Annotated in this window: 14 protein-coding genes and 1 pseudogene; 4 read left to right on the forward strand and 11 right to left on the reverse strand. The window is 72.9% G+C overall.

Going from position 1 to position 18,260, the window contains the following annotated elements:
* Positions 1 to 131 precede the first annotated feature (131 nt).
* On the reverse strand, positions 132 to 842 hold the full coding sequence (locus tag ACFZAU_RS15205; RefSeq protein WP_500552519.1) for a class I SAM-dependent DNA methyltransferase: 711 nt from the start codon (positions 840 to 842) through the stop codon (positions 132 to 134).
* Between the two features lie 186 nt (positions 843 to 1,028).
* Complete coding sequence (locus ACFZAU_RS15210; RefSeq protein WP_500552520.1) at positions 1,029 to 2,669, reverse strand: alkaline phosphatase D family protein; 1,641 nt, start codon at positions 2,667 to 2,669, stop codon at positions 1,029 to 1,031.
* Positions 2,670 to 2,980: 311 nt separating this feature from the next.
* On the opposite strand from ACFZAU_RS15210, the gene ACFZAU_RS15215 reads away from it, so the two are divergent.
* Positions 2,981 to 3,109, forward strand: a complete 129-nt coding sequence (locus tag ACFZAU_RS15215) for a hypothetical protein (RefSeq protein ID WP_500552521.1) — start codon at positions 2,981 to 2,983, stop codon at positions 3,107 to 3,109.
* Between the two features lie 91 nt (positions 3,110 to 3,200).
* Here the strand turns inward: ACFZAU_RS15215 and ACFZAU_RS15220 are convergent, their stop codons facing one another.
* Entirely contained in the window at positions 3,201 to 3,956 is a 756-nt protein-coding gene (locus tag ACFZAU_RS15220) for an SDR family NAD(P)-dependent oxidoreductase (protein WP_500552522.1), read from the reverse strand.
* Between the two features lie 222 nt (positions 3,957 to 4,178).
* Between ACFZAU_RS15220 and ACFZAU_RS15225 the strand changes: the two genes are divergently transcribed.
* Positions 4,179 to 4,709: a hypothetical protein gene (locus ACFZAU_RS15225; protein WP_500552523.1), complete on the forward strand. Its 531-nt coding sequence runs from the start codon at positions 4,179 to 4,181 to the stop codon at positions 4,707 to 4,709.
* Positions 4,710 to 4,863: 154 nt separating this feature from the next.
* On the opposite strand, the gene ACFZAU_RS15230 is transcribed toward ACFZAU_RS15225, so the two are convergent.
* Together ACFZAU_RS15230 and ACFZAU_RS15235 are read right to left on the reverse strand one after the other, a co-directional pair.
* On the reverse strand, positions 4,864 to 8,925 hold the full coding sequence (locus ACFZAU_RS15230) for a carboxypeptidase regulatory-like domain-containing protein (RefSeq protein ID WP_500552639.1): 4,062 nt from the start codon (positions 8,923 to 8,925) through the stop codon (positions 4,864 to 4,866).
* A 700-nt stretch (positions 8,926 to 9,625) separates the two neighbouring features.
* Positions 9,626 to 10,657 (reverse strand): methyltransferase, encoded by a 1,032-nt coding sequence (locus ACFZAU_RS15235; RefSeq protein ID WP_500552524.1) that lies wholly within the window; start codon positions 10,655 to 10,657, stop codon positions 9,626 to 9,628.
* Between the two features lie 611 nt (positions 10,658 to 11,268).
* On the opposite strand from ACFZAU_RS15235, the gene ACFZAU_RS15240 reads away from it, so the two are divergent.
* Positions 11,269 to 11,871: a hypothetical protein gene (locus ACFZAU_RS15240; RefSeq protein WP_499605674.1), complete on the forward strand. Its 603-nt coding sequence runs from the start codon at positions 11,269 to 11,271 to the stop codon at positions 11,869 to 11,871.
* A gap of 84 nt (positions 11,872 to 11,955) precedes the next feature.
* Here ACFZAU_RS15240 and ACFZAU_RS15245 read toward each other — a convergent pair whose 3' ends face one another.
* Positions 11,956 to 12,654: an SDR family NAD(P)-dependent oxidoreductase gene (locus ACFZAU_RS15245; RefSeq protein WP_500552525.1), complete on the reverse strand. Its 699-nt coding sequence runs from the start codon at positions 12,652 to 12,654 to the stop codon at positions 11,956 to 11,958.
* Positions 12,651 to 13,655: a helix-turn-helix transcriptional regulator gene (locus ACFZAU_RS15250; protein ID WP_500552526.1), complete on the reverse strand. Its 1,005-nt coding sequence runs from the start codon at positions 13,653 to 13,655 to the stop codon at positions 12,651 to 12,653. The genes ACFZAU_RS15245 and ACFZAU_RS15250 overlap by 4 nt, the downstream gene beginning before the upstream one ends.
* Positions 13,656 to 13,829: 174 nt before the next feature.
* Here ACFZAU_RS15250 and ACFZAU_RS15255 point away from each other — a divergent pair, with 174 nt between their 5' ends.
* Complete coding sequence (locus tag ACFZAU_RS15255; protein WP_500552527.1) at positions 13,830 to 14,267, forward strand: nuclear transport factor 2 family protein; 438 nt, start codon at positions 13,830 to 13,832, stop codon at positions 14,265 to 14,267.
* A gap of 20 nt (positions 14,268 to 14,287) precedes the next feature.
* Here the strand turns inward: ACFZAU_RS15255 and ACFZAU_RS15260 are convergent, their stop codons facing one another.
* The 4 genes and pseudogenes from ACFZAU_RS15260 to ACFZAU_RS15275 all read right to left on the reverse strand — a co-directional run bounded on the left by ACFZAU_RS15260 (position 14,288) and on the right by ACFZAU_RS15275 (position 18,084).
* Positions 14,288 to 15,391, reverse strand: coding sequence for a hypothetical protein (locus ACFZAU_RS15260; protein WP_500552528.1), 1,104 nt, complete (start codon positions 15,389 to 15,391; stop codon positions 14,288 to 14,290).
* Positions 15,392 to 15,472: 81 nt separating this feature from the next.
* Positions 15,473 to 15,637 (reverse strand): annotated as a pseudogene (locus ACFZAU_RS15265) (enoyl-[acyl-carrier-protein] reductase FabV); the annotation flags it as partial.
* Positions 15,638 to 15,664: 27 nt separating this feature from the next.
* A complete protein-coding gene (locus ACFZAU_RS15270) occupies positions 15,665 to 16,318 on the reverse strand; it encodes a class I SAM-dependent methyltransferase (protein WP_500552529.1) in 654 nt (217 codons plus the stop codon).
* Between the two features lie 173 nt (positions 16,319 to 16,491).
* Positions 16,492 to 18,084, reverse strand: a complete 1,593-nt coding sequence (locus tag ACFZAU_RS15275; RefSeq protein WP_500552530.1) for an MFS transporter — start codon at positions 18,082 to 18,084, stop codon at positions 16,492 to 16,494.
* Between the last annotated feature and the right edge of the window lie 176 nt (positions 18,085 to 18,260).

Below are 18,260 nucleotides of genomic sequence, written 5' to 3' on the forward strand. Positions count from 1 at the left end.
GGGTTTCGTCTGGCGCATGGCACCCGACCCTACCCGGTTCGAATACTGTATGCAATGCATCGCGACGGAGAACCCAGCCGCCCAACCGGTCGGCTGCGCCTAAGCGTTCGGTGCCGGTGCCGGCCCTGCGGTCACGCCCTGTGGGCCAGGACCAGACGCGCGTACGGGGCGCCGTCCGGACGACGGCCGAAGTCGGGCAGTGCCGCCGTCCGCACCGTGAAGCCCGCCGCCGTCAGCTCGGAACGCACCGCGCGGAGCGGGAAGGTGCGGCAGTACATGACGAACGGCGGGCGCCAGACCGCGTTCCGTATCCGCATGGCCGCGTCGAACCCGGCGGGCACCCAGTAGCGCCGGGAGGAGATGCGGGCCGGCGCGAACACCGGGAAGGCGAAGAGCCCGCCGGGCCGCAGGGCGCGGTGCACCCCGGCGAACAGGGCCGGGCGGTCGGCGGCCAGGAAGTGCCCGAAGGCCCCGAAGCTGACGGCCAGGTCGAACTCCGCGGTGAAGCTCGGCGTCCGCGCGTCCGCACGTGTCCATTCCGCGTCCGGGTGGGCACGGCGCGCCTCGGCGAGCATGCCGGCGCTGAAGTCCACTCCCGCGACCCGGTCCCGGCACAGCGGCCGCAGGACCCGCAGGCCCGCTCCCGTCCCGCAGCACACGTCGAGCCCGTCGGCGAAGGGGCCGAGCGGGCGCAGGGCGGCGGCGGTCGCGTCGAGGATGCGGTCGGAGGTGCGGAACGGCGTGTGGTCGAACCTGGGTGCCAGCAGGTCGTAGCCGTGCTCGACGGAGGAGAGAGCCTGCACGGCCAGTTCGCGCAGCGAGGGCCCTTGGGGTGAGAACACCCCTCCAGGGTAGAGCCGTTGACGTCCTGTGGGCGGCGACCCCGACGGAGGAGGGACCGCCCCGGCCGTACTGTCCCGGCCGTACTGCCCCGCCCGGCCGCCGCGGGCGCGCCCACGCCGCCGGGGCCCCGGGGACGGCCCCGGGGCCTCGGCGCGTGCCGCGAGCGGTACGGCGCGGAACGGCGGTCAGGCGGGCGTGAGCCCCGGGTTGCCGGCCTCGGTGACGAAGGAGCCGGCCGTGGTGACCGGGGCGCCCGGCGTGGTCACCGCGGACACCGTCTTGAAGTCGGCGCGCGCCGCGTCCTTGCCGAGGGTCACCAGCGCGTAGCCGCGACGGCCGTTGTAGAACTTCAGGTGCGGGTTGGCCTGCATGTAGGTGGGCCAGTTGGACGGCTTGTCGGAACCGTCCTTGCCGCTGCTGATCGAGCTGGTGACGATCTCGGTGCCGAGGGTCCTGGACGCCGGGTCGTCGAAGTCCTTCTTGAGGTCGAAGCCGTAGTGGACGTGGACGTCACCGGTCAGCACGACCAGGTTGTCCCGGCCGGCGGCCTCCCAGCCGTCCAGCAGGCGCTTACGGGACGCCGGGTAGCCGTCCCAGGAGTCCATGGAGACCTTGAAGTCGGGCGTCGAGCGGTCCTTGCGCTGGGCGAAGGTGACCTGCTGGGGGACGACGTTCCAGGTCGCCTTCGAAGCGCGCCAGCCGTCGAGGAGCCAGCGCTCCTGGGTGGCGCCCGTCATCGTGCGGGCCGGGTCCTGCGACTCGGGGCCCGGCACCTGCCAGCCGTCGCCGTAGGCCTGGTCGGAGCGGTACTGGCGGGTGTCGAGGATGTCGAACTGGGCGAGCCGCCCGAACTGCAGCCGGCGGTAGAGCTGGGCGTCGGGGCCGTGCGGGAGCTGGCGGCGGCGCAGCGGCTGGTTCTCCCAGTAGGCGCGGTAGGCGGAGGCGCGCCGCAGGAGGAACTCCTCGGCGGGCACGTCGTTCTCGGGGACGTCGTCCGCGTAGTTGTTCTCCGTCTCGTGGTCGTCCCAGGTGACCACGAACGGGTGCGCCGCGTGGGCCGCCATCAGGTCGGGGTCCGACTTGTACAGGGCGTACCGGAGCCGGTAGTCCTCCAGCGTGAGCGTCTCGCGGTTGAAGTGCGAGGGCAGCACGCGGTCGGTGTAGGCGCGGGCTCCGCCGGTGGCGGTCACCGCGTACTCGTAGAGGTAGTCGCCGAGGTGGAAGACCGCGTCGAGGTCCTCGTCGGCGAGGTGACGGTAGGCGGTGAAGTAGCCGTCGTGGTACGCCTGGCAGGACACGGCCGCCAGGCGCAGCTCGGTCAGGCGGGCGTTCTTCGCGGGGGCGGTGCGGGTGCGGCCCACGGGGCTGATCCACTGGCCCACGCGGAAGCGGTAGTACAGGACGCGGTCGGCGTCGAGGCCGTCCACCTCCACGTGCACGGCGTGGTTGTACTCGGGGTGTGCGTCGACGCTTCCACGCCGGATGACGCGGGTGAACCGCTCGTCGTGGGCGAGCTCCCAGCGCACGTTGAAGCGCTTCTGGGGCAGGCCGCTGCCGCTCTCGTAGGGGCGGGGGGCGAGCCGGGTCCACAGCAGGACGGAGCCGGGCAACGGGTCGCCCGAGGCCACGCCCAGCGTGAAGGGGTTCTCGGTGATCTGCGCGGCACTCGCCTCGGCCGCCGCGGCGGTCCCGCCGAGCGGGATGTTCACGGCGAACGCCAGCGTCGCCGCGGCCCCGGTGACGGTCAGGAAACGGCGCCGGTCCACGTGGCGTACGGCGTCACGCAGTTCGGCGGAGTGCCCGGTCGAAGATGCTGAAGGCTTCATGTGTGTGCGCGATCCCTGACGTGAGAAGTGCGGCCGTACGGCCCGGTCGGTCTTTGCCAGGGCATTGCAATGGCGCAGTGCGGCACACAGCCGCCGAAAAGTTGGCGCGTACATGTATGGAGGGTGACCGTTGACCCCGTGGGCGGCACGAGGCCCGTCCCTTCACGACTCCCCCACGAACCCGCCACTCCCGAGGGGCAGTTCGTTCCACGGCCCGCCGCCCGCACCGGCTTGTGCGGAACGGACCGCCGGCCGGGCGACCGCGAGCCGGCTCGGCGGCGATGTCGGTCACGCGGCTTAGGGTGCCCCTCGTGAACATCGATGATCTTGAATGGCAGCGGGAACGGTACGGCGGCGTTCGGCCGCGGATCGTGGCCGAGGTCCTCGAACGCGGCGGCCAGGAACGGCGCTCCCGGTCCGCGGCATGGGGGTGGGCCTGAGGGCGGTGGAGGCGGCCCCGGCGGCGGGGCTCCGGTGCCGGCCGTCGCCGTCCGGACCGGAGCACCGGGCACGCCGGGGTGCTCTCCCGCGTCAGACGCTGGATCCGCCGTCGACGGTCAGCCGTGCGCCCGTGATGTACGCGGCGTCCTCGCTCGCGAGGAACGCGACGGCCTTGCCGATGTCGGCGGCGGTGCCGAAACGCCCGAGGGGCGTCATGGCCACCTGGGCCGCCGCGTTCGGCCCGTCGGCGGGGTTCATGTCGGTGTCGAGGGCCCCCGGCTGCACGACGTTGACGGTGATGCCGCGCGGACCGAAGTCGCGGGCCCACCCGCGACCGAGCTGGTCGATCGCCGCCTTGCTCGCCGCGTACTCCGCGACGCCGGGGCTGGGGATGCGGTGGGCGACGATGCTGCCCACCAGGATGACGCGTCCGCCGTCGGGCAGGAAACGCGACGCGGAATGCGTCGTGACGACGGTGCCGAGGACGTTCGTGGCCATCATGTGCTGGACGCCGTCGAGGAGTTCCAGGTCCAGCTGGTCGACGGTGCCCAGGACGGCGACACCGGCGGAGTTCACCAGCACGTCGATCCGGCCGCCCAGGAACTCGGCGGCCTGTTCGACCGCGGTCGACGCCTCGTGGGGAACGGACTGGTCGGCCTGCACGGCGAACGCCTTCGCGCCGAGGGCGCCCAGTTCGGCGACGACCTCCTCGGCCTGCTCGCGCGACTTCCGGTAGGTGATGACGACGCTCGCACCCTCGCGGGCCAGTTCACGGGCGATCCCCGCACCGATACCCCGCGACCCTCCGGTCACGAGCGCGGTCCTTCCGGTCAGAGCCTTGGGCATGACAGATCTCCTGGCAATGGTCAGGTGACTTCCGCTTACTCGCCCGAAGCTAAAGATTGACACTAGTGTGAAGGTCAAGCGCGGCAGCGTTCCGCGGCGATCGATCCGCCGCATAATCCGTGTCGGCCTGTCGACAGCGCGTGACATACTCCTCGCTGATCATGGGGGTGAACGGCCCCTGACCTGGGAGGGGACGCTGTGCGCAGGACTTGTTGGGCAGCCGTGGCGGTCGCTGCCATGGCGCTGGGCGGCGCGGGCTGCCGTACCGGCGACGCCGGCACGGAGGCGTCCACGTCCTCGAAGCCGGCGGCGCCACAGCCGCGGCCCGCGGGTACCGGGCCGCTCACGAAGGAGTTCGTGCTGGCGGACCTCGACGGTTCGGCGGCGGACGCGGGCGTCCCGGCGAACGCGCCGGAATGGGGCGGAATGAACGAGGACACCGAGCCGGGCACGCCGCGATCGTGCGGCGTCGGCTTCAAGGGCTTCGCCACCAAGACCGCCAAGGTCGACGTCGCCCGCTGGGAAGCGGTGGTGCACGAGCTGCGTGAGCGTGAGTGGGAGCAGGACGGGAAGCCGGAGAGGCTCACCGGAGACAGTTCCGGGGTGGTCTTCGAGGTCCGTGTGGCGCTCAAGCAGCGCGGCTGGACCGTGGTCGCGAGCTGGGTGGACCTCCACGACGGCACGATCACCCTCAGCGCCTTCGACGACGCGTGCATGAAAACGGTGGACGTCGACGCGAGCCCGGGCGGCTGACCGGCCGGTCCTCCAGCCTCGGGCCGCACAGGGCCGGGCCGGCCCCTGGGAGGGACCGGCCCGGCCGCGTTCGTGTCCGGGGTCCGGCCGGGGGTGCGCCGACGGCCCGTACGCGTACGCGGACCGTCGGCGCCGTTCCCCGGCGCGTACCCGGTTACTTGCGCTTGAGGGTGAAGTTGGCGGTGACCGTCGCTCCCTTCGTCAGCTTCACCGTCGTGACGGTCGGCTGGTAGCCGTCCTTGGCGACGATGACGGTGAGCGGGTTGTTGCGCACGTCGAGCCACAGGGCGTAGGTGCCGTCCGAGGCCGTGGTGAGCGTGTAGCTCGCGGCCCAGCTGTCGAGCTGCACGGTCGCCCCGGCCAGCGGTGCGCTGCCGCCGGTGGCCTTGTTGCCCAGGACGACGCCGGTGATCTTGCCCCAGGTCTTGGGCGGGTTGACGTGCAGGCTCACCGGGACGGGCGCCGTGGAGTACGGCGTGTCGGTGCCCACGCTCAGGCTCGCGGTGAGGTCGCCGGGCTGGGTCACCGAGGCGGCCTTCGCGTCCAGCGTGACGGAGACGGTCGCGCTCGCGCCGGGCTGCAGCGTGAGCTCCTGGACGCTCTCGCTCAGCCAGTCGACGTCGCCCGCGCCGCCCTGGTCGTAGCCGGGCAGCACCTCGACCTTGCTGATCGGCCTGCCGGGGGCGTTGCCGCCGCCGACCTTGTAGAAGCCGGGCGCGCCGCCGCCGCGGTAGGTGGCGACGTTGGCGTTGGGGAGGGTGCCCCAGGTGCCGGACTGCGGGTCGAAGGCCTGGCCGCGGTTGGTGAGGGCGTTGTTGCCGACGCCGCCGACCATCAGCAGACGGCCGTTGGCCGCGGCGTAGGAGGTACCCCACTGCGCTGCCGGGACGTCCGCGAGCTGCGACCAGCTGTCGGTGCCCGGGTCGTAGGCGTAGGAGTGGACGACGTCGTTCTCGCTGGCGCCCAGTCCGCCGGCGCAGTAGATCTGGCCGTCGATGGCGCCGCAGGCCTCCCACGAGATGGGCTCGGGGTAGGCGGCGATCTGGGACCAGCTGTCGGAGCCCGCGTCGTAGACGCCGGCGTCGGTCGTGCCGCAGAAGTCCGCGCCGCAACCGCCGATCATGTACAGCTTGCCGTCCAGGACGGCGGTGCCGGAGCCCGCGTACGGCTTGGGCGCGGACGCACCGGTGGTCCAGCTGTCCGACTGCGGGTCGTAGATCTCCAGCTTGGCGTCCGGGGCGCCCGAGGGGCCCCAGCCGCCGACGGCGTAGAGCTTGCCGTCGATGAACCCGTGCGCGGGGTCCTCACGGGTGTCGGACGCGGAGGCCAGCTTCGTCCAGCTGCCGGCGACCGGGTCGAGGACGTAGAGGTCCTTGACGTCGGCCGAACCGTTGTAGCCGAAGGCCGAGTAGACCTTGCCGTCCAGCGAGTCGACGGCGTTGTCCATGAGGGCGCCCGGCAGGTCCGGGGCCGTCTGCCAGGTGTCGTCGGCCGGGGCCGCCGCCGGGCCGGCCTTGGCGCCCGCCGCGTGGGCCTTGCTGGACAGCGGGTTGAAGTCACCCTTGACGGTCTGCAGGGCGGCGCCCTTGGCCTGTTGGGTGAACCCGCCGGACTGCTCGCCGAGCTTGACCGTGGCGGCGGCGCCGCCGGTGTTCTTGACGGTCAGGTTCTGCGTCTTGGAACCGCCCCAGGCGACGGTGGCGGAGACCGAGGCCGGAGTGATGGTGACCTTGCCGGCCTTGAGCTTGAAGTTCGCCTGGACGGCGCTGTCGGCCCCGACCTTGACGTTCTTGCTCAGGGAGGTGTACTTCGCCTTGGCCGCCGTGAAGGGGTGGCTGCCGAAGGCGGTCGAGATGAACGAGTAGAAGCCGTCGGAGAGGTTCGGGTCCTCGGGCGTGGCCGTCGTGGTGGTCTTCTCGGACGGCTTGTCCTGGCTGGTGACGGTGGCACCCACGACGCCCGTACCGGTGTTGGCGTCGGTCACGGTGCCCACGACCAGGCCGGCGGGGACCGCGGTCAGCTGCCGGTCGCCGACGAAGACGTCGTCGACCGCCCACCACCAGCCGAAGCTGCCGGCGAAGTGGAAGCGCAGCTGGACCTCGGACTTGCCGGCGAAGTCGGCCAGGGAGGCCTCGATGCGGTCGCCGGTGACGTCCGCGCCGGGCGACCAGACCTTGGTCCAGTGCTCGCCGCCGTCCGAGGTCGCCTCGAGGGCCGCGGACTGGCCGCTGTACTGCTTGTACTCGGTGCTGAAGGCGACCTCGGGGTCGTTCTTGCCGGTGAAGTCGTACACCGGGCTGAGCAGCGAGCTGTCCTGGACGGCGCCGCCGCCGAAGTGGTCGCTGTCGATGACGGCGAACGCGCCTTCACCGCCGGTGTGGTTACCGCGGTCACCGGGGTCGTCGAACTGCCAGCCACCGGTGGTGTCGTCGGCGTTGACCACCTTCCAGCCGGCCGGCGGGGCGTCGGTGGCGTCGAACGGCTCGGTGGTGCCGGTCACGTCGACGCGGTATCCGGGCGTGTTCGCCGTCCAGGAGTCGGCCGGGACCGCGAGGCCGACCGTCTGCGGGGAGTCGCCGACGGTGATCTTCTTGCTGACGGTCTTGTAGCCGGGCGTCGCCGAGGCGACGTGCAGCGTGTAGGAGTGCCCCTGGGGCAGGTCCATGCTGTACGAGCCGGTCGCGGGGTCGGTCCAGACCGTTCCGGGCACGCCGTCCGCGGTGATCTTGGCGTAGAGCGGCCAGCCGTGGCCGGAGCCGTCGCTGACCTTGCCTGCGACGGTCTGGCTCGGCACCGGGGAGAGGGTGAAGTTCTTGGTGACCGTGGCGTCGTCGTCGACCACGACCCCGTCGGCCGAGCCCCCGGCGTAGCCGAACGCCTCGACGGAGACGTCGTAGGTGCCGGTGGGCACGGTCAGGGTGTAGGAGCCGGCGGCGTCGGTGTGGGTGATGCCGGTGCCCGCCGTGACCGTGGCACCGCTGACGGCCTTGCCGGTGGTGCCGTCGGTGACGGTTCCGGAGATCACGCCGTGCGCGCCGGTGCGGAACGCGGTCAGGCCGGCGGGCGTGCCCAGGCCGGTCGGGCCGTCGAAGCCCTCCGCGCCGTTGCACAGGTACGACGGGGAGCAACTGCCGTTGCTGCCGGTGGTGATGTCGTTGATCCCGGTCCCGGCCGCGTACGGGTACGCGTTCGGGTACGAGCCGGCGGCGGGGGTGCCGGCGGCCGCGTACACCGAGGCGATGATGGGCGACGAGACGCTGGTGCCGCCGTAGACCGCCCAGCCGCCGTGGCCGTAGGTCTGGTAGACCGCCACGTCCTCGGCGACGGCCGAGACGTCGGCCAGCGCACGGTTGTCACAGCCGGTGTCGTGCTGGAAGGCGGGCTTGGGCTCGTACAGCGAGCAGCCCGAACCGGCCAGGCTCCAGGCGGACTCGGTCCATCCGCGCGTGGTGGACGGGGCGCGGGTCAGCGTGGTGCCGCCGACCGCGGTCACGTACTGCGAGGCCGCCGGGTAGCTGACGCCGTAGCCGTAGTCACCGGTGGACGCGGTGATCGCGACGCCGGGGTGGTTGTAGTGGGCGTCGAGCACGGTGGTCTCGGACGGGTCCTCGCCGTTCCCGCCGCGGTAGTCGGTGCCGTAGGAGTTCGACACGTACTTCGCGCCCATCGCGACCGCCTGGTCCACGGCGGCGGAGAGGTTCTCGAAGCTGTTGTCGTCGGCCTCGACCAGCAGGATGTGCGCGTTGGGCGCGGCCGCCGACACCATGTCGACGTCGAGCGAGATCTCACCGGCCCAGCCCGGGTCCGGCTCGGGGTAGTCGGTGCCGCCGCGCTGGTCGACCTTGCGGAAGCAGCCGTTGTCCGTGGTGCAGGCCGGCAGCCCGAACTGGGCACGGTAGACGGCGAGGTCGGATTCCGCGGTCGGGTCGTCGAAGGCGTCCACGATCGCGACGGTCTGTCCGGCGCCGCCGTCGGCCGGCAGGTTGTAGGCGCTCTGCAGGTCGGCCGCTCCGTAGCCGGACGGTGTGTCCGCGGCCGGCACCAGGCCCTTGACCGGCTTCACGTCGGTGCGCCGCAGGGCGAAGCAGCTGAAGTGGCCGGGCTTGGCCGTGTCGCAGGTGGGTTCGAAGGAGCGGCGGACGCCGTTGGCCGCGGCGGAGTTCGCTCCCGCGGCACCCGCGGCTAACGCCGGTGCCTGTATGCCGAGCACCGCCATGGCGGCGGCACCGAGGACCGCGAGGCCTCTGTTCACCGTCCGGCGGAGGGGGTGGGGGGTACTTGCTGGTCTGCGCAACGTGACTCCCATGCGTGCTTGCAGGGATCGCGAGCCGTGTACGGCTCCTGGCGGCGGCGAACGTCCGAGCATTCGCCGGAGCCCATTAGCGTGTTGGGTTCTGTTCATGTCAATAAGGAGCCTGAGGCGACGAATGTGACCCAACGTCACAACGCGAGTGCGCAATGTGCGCGACGCGTAGCGGCTTTTTGATGTTTTGGGCGAAACGGATGTTCCTTTCGTGTTCGTTGAGTGAACGCCGCGCTTCCCGTGTTCGAAACTGTTCACTGGGCGTATCGGGGGCGTGAATACGACACGCGACGCAAAGCCGCCAGCACCAGCAGAGCCCCGGAACAGCCGCCCCGACGGGCATCCGCGCTGGTCAGCCCGGCCCTGCGGGAGCAACTCGGCGACGCGGGGGCCCCGCTGGGCCGCGAAGCACCTTTGCCGGCCCTTGACCTGCCCGTCCTCCCCCTCCCCCACCCGTCGGGGGCTCCGGCGGCGTCCCGCCAACCGGCCGGGTACGGGTGAGGAACGCGGACGCCGCGTCGGGACCCCACCCCTCCCCGGCGCGGCTGAGCGGCTCTCCCGCCGCCCTCGCGGGACCCCCGCAACCGACGTGGCCGCCCCTCACTCGCCAGGATCAAATCGCCTCGAGCTCGATGATCTTGAACTGGAGTCCCGTGGCGGTGACGGCCGTGCGCCGCCACCCGGACGCGGCGAACAGCGCGTCGAACTCGGGGAGATCGCGCTCCTGCCCCGGCAGCATCGCGAGCATGTGCATGTCCGCAAGGGGCTCGAAGCCGGGTGCCCCGATCTCCCCGATCACGTTCTCCACCACCACCGCCCGCGCGCCCGGCCGCGCGGAGGCGCGACAGTTGCTGAGGATCGTGACGCAGTCGGCGTCGTTCCAGTCGTGCAGGACCATCTTGAGGAGGTACAGGTCGGCCGGCGGGACGGACTCGAAGAAGTCGCCGGTGACCGCCGTGAAGCGGTCGGCCAGTCCCTGCTTCTCGGCGGAGGCCAGGGCGGTGGCGGTGGCGTGGGGCAGGTCGAGGCTCTCCCCGCGCAGTTCCGGGTTCGCCAGCATGAGGCCCTGCACCAGCGCCCCGGTGCCGCCGCCGACGTCGACCGCGACCGCGCTGCCGGTGGTGTCGAGCGCCCGGGCGAGGTCGCGGTTCAGCTGCTCCGACATGCCGGACATGGCGACCGAGAAGAGTTCCGCCTCGGCGGGGTGGTCGCCGAGGTAGGTGAAGAAGTCCGTGCCCAGCGCGCTTTCGATCTGCGTGCCGCCCTTGCGGACAGCCTCGGGAAAACGCTCCCAGGCACGCCAGTGGGAGGGCCCCGCCCACGTCAGGGCCACCTCCCGCAGCGTGTTCGGCACCCCGGTAAGGAGCAGCTCGCTCAGGGGGGTGCCGGAGAACCGGCGCCCGCCCTGGTGGGCCACCAGGCCGAGCGAAGCGCAGGCGCGCAGGAGCCGGTAGGTCGTCGCGGGGTCGCTGGCCTCCCGTTCCGCGATCTCCCCGGCGTCCAGGGGTCCGTCGGCCAGGTGGTCGGGGAGGGAGAGGTCGACGGCGGCCCGGACGATCTGGGTGACCCAGTAGCCGCTGAGCATCTGCATCAGGACACCGGCGTTCGCGGCCTCGGTGGGCGGGTTCTGGGGATTCTCGGTCATCGGCAAGCACACCCATCGGCAATGGATTGGTTCAACGGTCAACCAAATGTAACCCGGTCCGGGTCGCCGAACGCGTGCCCGGTACATCAAAAGGGCCTGGTGCCGGACCGTTCAGCGCCGCGTCGGTGAAACGTCCCCGGCGGTTCACCGGCAGGTCCTGCGCGGACGTCCCGGCACGGGGGCCGGACACGGTGGCCGGCGACCGGCAGGGGCACCCGCCGGGTACCTCGGCGGGCCGGAGGAAAGCGGGGGCGGCGCTGTCCCCGTGGTGCCGCGAACGGCCGGGCGGCGTGCCACGAGGCCCGGTGCGACGGGCCCCGACGGCCAGTGCGACAGGCCCCGACGGCCCCTCCAGGCAGCCGAGATGGCGGCGTTGTCAGACCGCCGCACTACACTCACGGCGCGTGGTTCCTCCTGCCCACCGTGCCGCCGTTGCGCGTTCGGGCGCGGGGAGCCGGACACCTCTGCGTCCCCTCCGGGGGCGGCGATGCCGGAACACCCACCGCTCGGCCATGTGACGTGACGTCACCACCGGTCGGCCGGTGGGCCGTGGCCACGCCGCCGCCGCGGGTCGCCGAACTGTCCGTGGTTACACGAAGAAGGGAAAGAAAGTGAACACCGAGAAGGTTGCAGCCCGACGTCTCACGGCCGAGGAGGTTTCGGAGCTGGGCCTCCAGGACGAGATCTTCGTCCAGGCGGAGATGGAAGAGCTTCGGCTCGACTGCTTCGCACCGGCGACGCTCACCAAGTCGGGCAAGAATTTCGAGGGCGGATCCTTCACCGCGAGGACCGTCTTCGGCGACGAGGTCCACGTGCTGCCGGACGACGCCGAAGAGCGCGGCATATGGGTCGCGGACAAGGCGGGTGAGGAGATAGAGGTCCTGCAGAGGGCCGGCGTCCTCCTCAACCTCGCCCTCTTCGTGCCCAACGGGAACGCGGAGTCCCTGGCGTCGCTCTACGCCGCCGCCCGGGAGGCGTTCGGCGCGGGGATCGTCCAGCGCTGGAACGAGGAAGTCGTCGCGGTACCGGACGTCAAGGTCGACCTCTTCGAGGAGCCGGCCCGCGGGCGGAAGGGGGGCACGGGCGGCCAGAACCGCGACCGCCGCGCCCTGGACATCCACCCGACCCGCGTGCGCTTCATGGAGGCCAGCGCAGGCTGGAAGTTCGTCCTCGAGGTGCACAAGGAGCACGTCGACGACACGCCGACGATCTGACGACGGCACAGCACAACGCCCCCTCCCGCCGGAGGGGGCCCCGTCGTGCGCGGAGCCCCCGTCGTGCGCGGAGCCCCCGTGGCGTCAGGCGATGCCGCCGTTCAGCGTGAGGTCGATGGCGTTGGCCAGCGGGTTCTCCAGCAGGAAGACGCAGCCGTCGACGACGTCCGCCATGGTGCCGAGCCGACCGGTGAGCGTCATCTTCCGCGCCGTGTCCTGCAGGTGCTCGTTGTCCACGACGAAGGGGCTGTCCACGATGGCCCACGGGTGCAGCGAGTTCACCCGCACCGGGGCCAGTTCGACGCTCAGCGTCCGCACCAGGCCCTGCACGGCGGCGTTGACCGCGGTCAGCGTCGTCGAGCCCGGGTACGGAACGTCCTTGGCCATGCCGCCGAACAGCAGGACCGAGGCGTCGGCGGACATCCGGGGGTGCAGCGCGGCGACCACCGCCGTGTAACCGACGATCTTCGTCGTGGCCAGGGTCGTCGCCTTCACCACGTCGTAGGCACCGGTGGTGTTCATGTCGCGGACCATGCCGACCAGGGCCAGGCGGTCCACCTGGCGCACCGGTTCGAGCGCGGCGGCGATGCCGGCCGGACGGCTCAGGTCCAGCGCGAGGCCCGTGACCGTACCGCCGGTCTCCTTCGCGAGTTCCGCCGCCACCGTCGTGGCACGCTCCTCGGTGCGTCCGGTGATCAGGACGTCCGCGCCCCGCCGCGCGTACTCCGCGGCCAGTGCCCGCCCCGTGCCCTGCGTGGCTCCGACGACGACTACCGTGCTCATCTCTGCTCCCCTTGCGGTCTGCGAGAGCCGCCTGCTCTCACACCACCCAGACGCTCGCCGGCCCCCGCAGGTTCTGCGCCCGCGGCGACCGGCCTCGTGTTCCCGCCCGGGCCCGCGCCGGGGAGGCCGCCCGCGCCCTCGGCCCGCTGCTCAGGTCCGCCGCCCGTCGCCGGCCGGCCGGCGAGCAGTCTCAGGGCGTCCTCGGCGGCGGTCCCCGGGGGCGCGCTGTAGACGACGACGCTCAGGCCGCTGCCGTCCGGCAGGCCCATGGTCTCCTGGTCGAGTTCCACGTCGCCGACGAGCGGGTGGTGGAGGCGCTTCGTGCTCTCGCGGAAGACGTGGACGTCGTGGGACCCCCACAGCACGCGGAAGGAGTCGCTACGGGTGGAGAGTTCGCCGATCAGGTTCGTCAGTTCGCGGTCATGGGGGTGCCTGCCGGCCTCGACGCGCAGCGCGCCCACGGCGAAGCGGGCCATGCGCTCCCAGTCGGCGTAGAACCGCCTGGCCTCGGAGCTGAGGAAGGCGAACCGGGCGACGTTGGCCCCGCAGGCCGGGTCGGCGTACATCGGCGCGTACAGGGCGCGGCCCAGCGCGTTGGCGGCCAGGGTGTCGAGGCGGTCGTTCATCACGAACGCCGGCATGCCCGGCATCCCCTCGACGATGCGGGCGACGCTCGGCCGCACCGCCGGCCGTGCCTCGCGACGGCGCGCCGCGGGCGCCGGGCCGGCGGCGCGGGCGAGGTCGTACAGGTACATCCGCTCCGTGTCGTCGAGCCGCAGCGCCCGGGCGAGGGCGTCCAGCACGCTGTCGGAGACGCCTTTGAGGTTGCCGCGCTCCAGACGCGTGTAGTACTCGACGCTCACCCCGGCGAGCGTGGCGACCTCTCCCCTGCGCAGCCCGGGCACCCGGCGCTGCCCGTACGTCGGCAGACCCGCCTGCTCCGGAGTCATCCTGTCCCGTCGGGAGCGGAGGAAGTCGCCGACTGCGTCCCGGTTGTCCATGGGAACAGCGTAGGCACGCCGGGCTGGGCGTGGGGATCCCTGCCGGTACCCCTCACGGCGGGGACTCCCCCGTCCCGGCCGTCCGTCGTTGCATGGTGTCCGCCCGGATCCCCCGGGAGCCGGACCCGGCAGGGGCCCGGCCGCAGGACGAGCACGAGCGAGAGGACACACGAGATGAGCAACGGCAGCGACACGACGGCGCAGGGCCCCGCGGACGTCGTGCGGGGGCTGTACGACGCGTTGGGCAAGGGCGATGTGGCGGGTGTCCTGGCCCGGCTCGCCCCCGATGTGGTCGTCGACGAGCCGGCCCAGCTCCCCTACGGCGGTGTGCACCGGGGACGCGAGGCGTTCGCCCGGTCCGTCCTCGGCGTGATGGCGGGCCACGCCGTCGTCGCCATCAGCGCCGCCGAGGTGTTCGAGGGCCCGGCGGGCGTCGTGGGCACGCTCACCGGAACGCTCACGGCCCACACCACCGGTGAGGTGTTCCCGCTCACCATGGTCGAGATCCACCAGGTCGAGGACGGCACGGTCCGCGGGATCGACGTCTACACCAAGAACCCCCACGAACTCGCCGCGTTCTACGCGCGGGCCGCGGCGGGCACCCCCCGCTGACGAACGCCGCCCCGGCAGGGTCAGGGGCGCGACCACACCTGCAGCGGGGCCCCGTCGTCGGCGGTGGTGCACCAGGTGCCGTCACCGAGCGCGGTGGGGAGGCCGGTCACCGGCACGGAGTACGTGACGTGCCGGGGAGCGCGTGCCCCCGAGGTGTCGGTCAGCCAGTGCCGGCCCTCTCCCCACTCCTCGTCGCTCTCCACGGTGGAGGTGATGACGTCGGTCTCGTCGAGGAAGCCGCCCGCGTAGTCCCAGTAGGGCTCGGCCTCGTCGTTGTCGGGCTCGGTGCCGGGATGGCGCGCGACGGCCGACGCGGCGTCCAGTTCCGAGAGGACGGAGCCGTCCGCGGCGTCGAGGACCACGAGGAGGTCCTGGTCGTGGGTGACCGTCAGCAGACGACCGCCGGAGGGGCTGACGCCGGTCAGCACCAGGTCCCGGCCGCCGAAGTCGTCCAGCGTCAACCGCCGCCCGTCCCAGCGGCCCCAGCGCAGCGGCGCACCGTCCTGTCCCTCGCCGATGCTCAGGCCCATCTGCGCCGGGTCGGGGTGGGGCACGTGCACGCTGCCGGCGGCCGCCGCCCGGGCGTCGGCGCGGGCCAGCACCGTCCCGTCGTGGGGGTCGAGCACCAGCCATTCGTCCAGGGTGTCCGCGTCCGGCACGCCCGGGGCGAGCGGTCCCCGCACATGGGCCCAGAGCAGCTTCCCGTCCGCGGAGAAGCCCGCCGAACCGCTCTCGGGGTGACGGTGGTCCCGCTCGCCGGCGTACTCGTCGAACGACCGGTGCATCTCCAGGCAGGCCCCGTACCAGCAACCGTGGCGCACCTCCCACCGGACGCCTCCCCCGGGCTCCACGGCCCGCACGGCGTGCGTCCCGGTGAAGACGGCCAAGCTCCCGTCCGGTGCCACCGTCGACGATCCGAAGCGGCGCGGCCACGGTGCGGGGAAGCGGGCCGTCTCGCCCCCGATCCGGACGGGGTCGTCCTCCAGGGCGTGGACGACGAGTTCGTCCTCGCGGCGCTGCAGGAGCATGCGGCGGCCCGGCACGCCGAGCACCTCCAGGGCGTCGGCGCGGTCTGCCGGATAGGGGACGGCGAGCGTGGCGACAAGGCGGGCCTGCAAGGACATCGGGTCCTCCTGTACGGCGGTGAGGTTCCGCGAACCCTATGTCACACCGCCGACAGGGAGTCCGCGCCGGCGCCCCCGGGCTCAGGGGGCGGCGGGCCAGGGGACGTCGGTGGCCACCGGGGCGGTGTAGTCGACGCCCGGCACGGAGAACCCGTAGAGGCGCCGGACTTCGTCGTGGAACCAGTCGAGGTCGGCGAGGCCGGGGATCGCGCCGGTGGCCCGCCAGCGTTCGGCCACGGCCGCCTGGCCATGTCCGCCGGGCCTCTCGCCGCTCTACGGGCCGTGCAGCGCCACGGCCAGGACGGCCGGGTCCCGCCTCCCCGGCAGCGGGACGAAGCCGTGCCGGGCCAGGTCGGCGGTCGTCTCCGCCCTGGTGGCGGGCCACATCCAGAACGTCTCGGTGTGCTCGCGCAGCACCCGCCGCGGCTCGCGCACCCAGTAGTCGAAGCGGGTGCGGATGCGGTTCCCCTCGGCCGACATCACCAGCCGGCCGCCGTAGAGGTGGCCTCCCATGCGCTGTTCGGGGTAGACGCGCACGACGTCACGGACGGGGAGCCGCGCGGGGGGCAGTTGGAGGATCAGGGTGCCGCCCGGCACGAGGGCCCGGGCGACGGCCGGCCACAGTTCGCGCCGGGCCGCGGGCGGCACGGCGGCGACCGTGTTGTGGCACACCGCCACGTCCGCCACCGACCGCAGCCCCGCCTGCCGGAGCGTGCTCGGGTGCACGGAGACCCTTGCCCGCAGTTCGGCAGGCAGCATGGCCAGCCGCGTCATCAGGGGCCCGCGCATGGCGCGGGCGGGCTCGACGGCGTGCACCCGCACACCCGACTCGGCGAGGCTCATCACCGTCACACGGCCGGTGCCGGCGCCGATGTCCAGGACGCCCAGGCGGGCGCCGGCCACGTCCCGGGCGTAGAGGCGGTGCACCCACCGTTCGTCCTGCCGGGCCTGGAGGACGTCGTAGAACTCGGCGCTGACCGCGTAGTCGTCGTCCCCAGCGGCCGGGGCCGGCGGGGCGTCCGCAGGCGCCGCGGAGGACCTCTCGGCAACCAGGGTGAACCTCTCCTTCGACGGGGCGTGTTCCTGGGGGTGGTCGGGGGTCAGTCGGTGGCGCGGCGGTGGGCGAGGCGCGGAACCTGCGGGGGCTCGGTCAGCCAGCCGTGCACCCGCGCGTGCAGGTGGTGCGGGGCCGCCGCGGTCCGCCGCAACGTGCCGAAGGCCAGCGCGGCGCCGACGGCCAGCAGGCCGGCGCACAGGGGCATCGCCCTGCTGTACGACGCGTCGAAGGCCGCGGCCGAGCGGTAGGCGTCCGGGCCCATCCCCGCCAGCAGCGGCAGCGCCGCCACGGCGACCAGCCCGGAGGCCCTGGCAGCGGTGTTGTTGACGCCGCTGGCCAGCCCGGCGTCCGCGGACCCGACCGAGGACAGCAGCGTCACGGTCAGCGGGGCGACCAGGACGACCATGCCGGCGCCCATGACCAGCAGGGCGGGCAGGACGTCCCGGACGTACGAGGCTCCGGGGCCGACCCGCAGCATCATCAGCATGGCCGCACCGCAGACCAGCGGACCCACCGTCAGCGGGAGCCGCGGTCCCAGCCGCTTGGCGAGCGCCCCGGAGGAGGACGAGAACGCCAGCATCACCACCGTGTTCGGCAGCATGGCCGCACCGGCCGCCGGCGCCGAGTACCCGACGACGATCTGCAGGTGCAGGGCGGTCAGGAAGAAGAAGCCGCCCATGGCCGCGTAGACGCACACGGTGATCAGGTTGACCGAGGTGAACTGCCGCGAGGAGAAGATCGACAGGGGCATCATCGGGTTGTCGCTGCGCCGCTCGACGAGGACGAAGGCGGCACCCGCCAGGACGCTTCCCGCGGCCGCGGCGACGGCCGCGGGACCGCCGTCGCGCGCCTCGGTCAGCGCGTAGGTGGCGAGGGCGAGCGTGAGGGCGCCCAGGGCCGCACCCGGCACGTCGAAGCCGAGGTGACGGCGCGCTGGGGCACCGGCGGTGGCGGCCGGCCGCACCGCCCTGCCCACCGACTCCGGTACGTGGCGCAGCGCGACCGGCGCGCACAGAACAGCCAGCGGAACGGTCAGCAGGAACGTCCAGCGCCAGCCGGGACCGTCCACCAGCCAGCCGCCCAGGAACGGGCCGAGGGCCGCGCCGATGCCGCCGAAACCCGACCACAGGCCGACGGCGCGGGGCTGGTCGTCGGGGTGGAAGGAGGCCTCGATGATCGCCAGCGACCCGGGGGTGAGCAGGGCCCCGCCGACGCCTTGCAGGGCGCGGGCGGCGATGAGCGTGCCGGTGCCGGGGGCCAGACCGCACAGCAGGGAGGCGACCGCGAACCACACGGCGCCCAGGACGAAGATCCGGCGCCGCCCGAAACGGTCCCCGAGGGAGCCGCCGAGCAGGATCAGCCCCGCGAGGGTGAGCATGTAGCCGTTCACCGTCCACTGCAGGGCAGGCAGTTCGGCGTCGAAGTCGGCGCCGATGCGGGGCAGTGCGACGTTGGTGACCGTCGAGCCGAGCTGGACCACGCCGGTGCCCAGCACGGTGGCGAGCAGGATCCACCGGCCCCGGGCACTGGATGTGCGGATGGCGGGCTGGGCGTCGACGGGTGGGGTGGGGGCGGCGGTGCGTGCCGTGGCGTCTCCTCGCGTCGGCCGCGGGCGTGGACGCGGGCGGTCCGTCATCGAGGTCCTCCGGGTGCGGTGCGTGGGGGGCGGTGGGCGCCGTGACCGGCCGGGACGGGGCGGGGCGCGGTAGCTATGACCGCGCGGTGCCCCGGGGTGTGACACCGCCACGGCGCGGGGTCGCGGGGACCTGCCGGACGCCGCGGGGCTTCCCACGGCCGCTGTCGCCGGGCCCT

Source organism: Streptomyces sp. NPDC008238 (assembly GCF_042956445.1).
GTDB lineage: Bacteria > Actinomycetota > Actinomycetes > Streptomycetales > Streptomycetaceae > Actinacidiphila.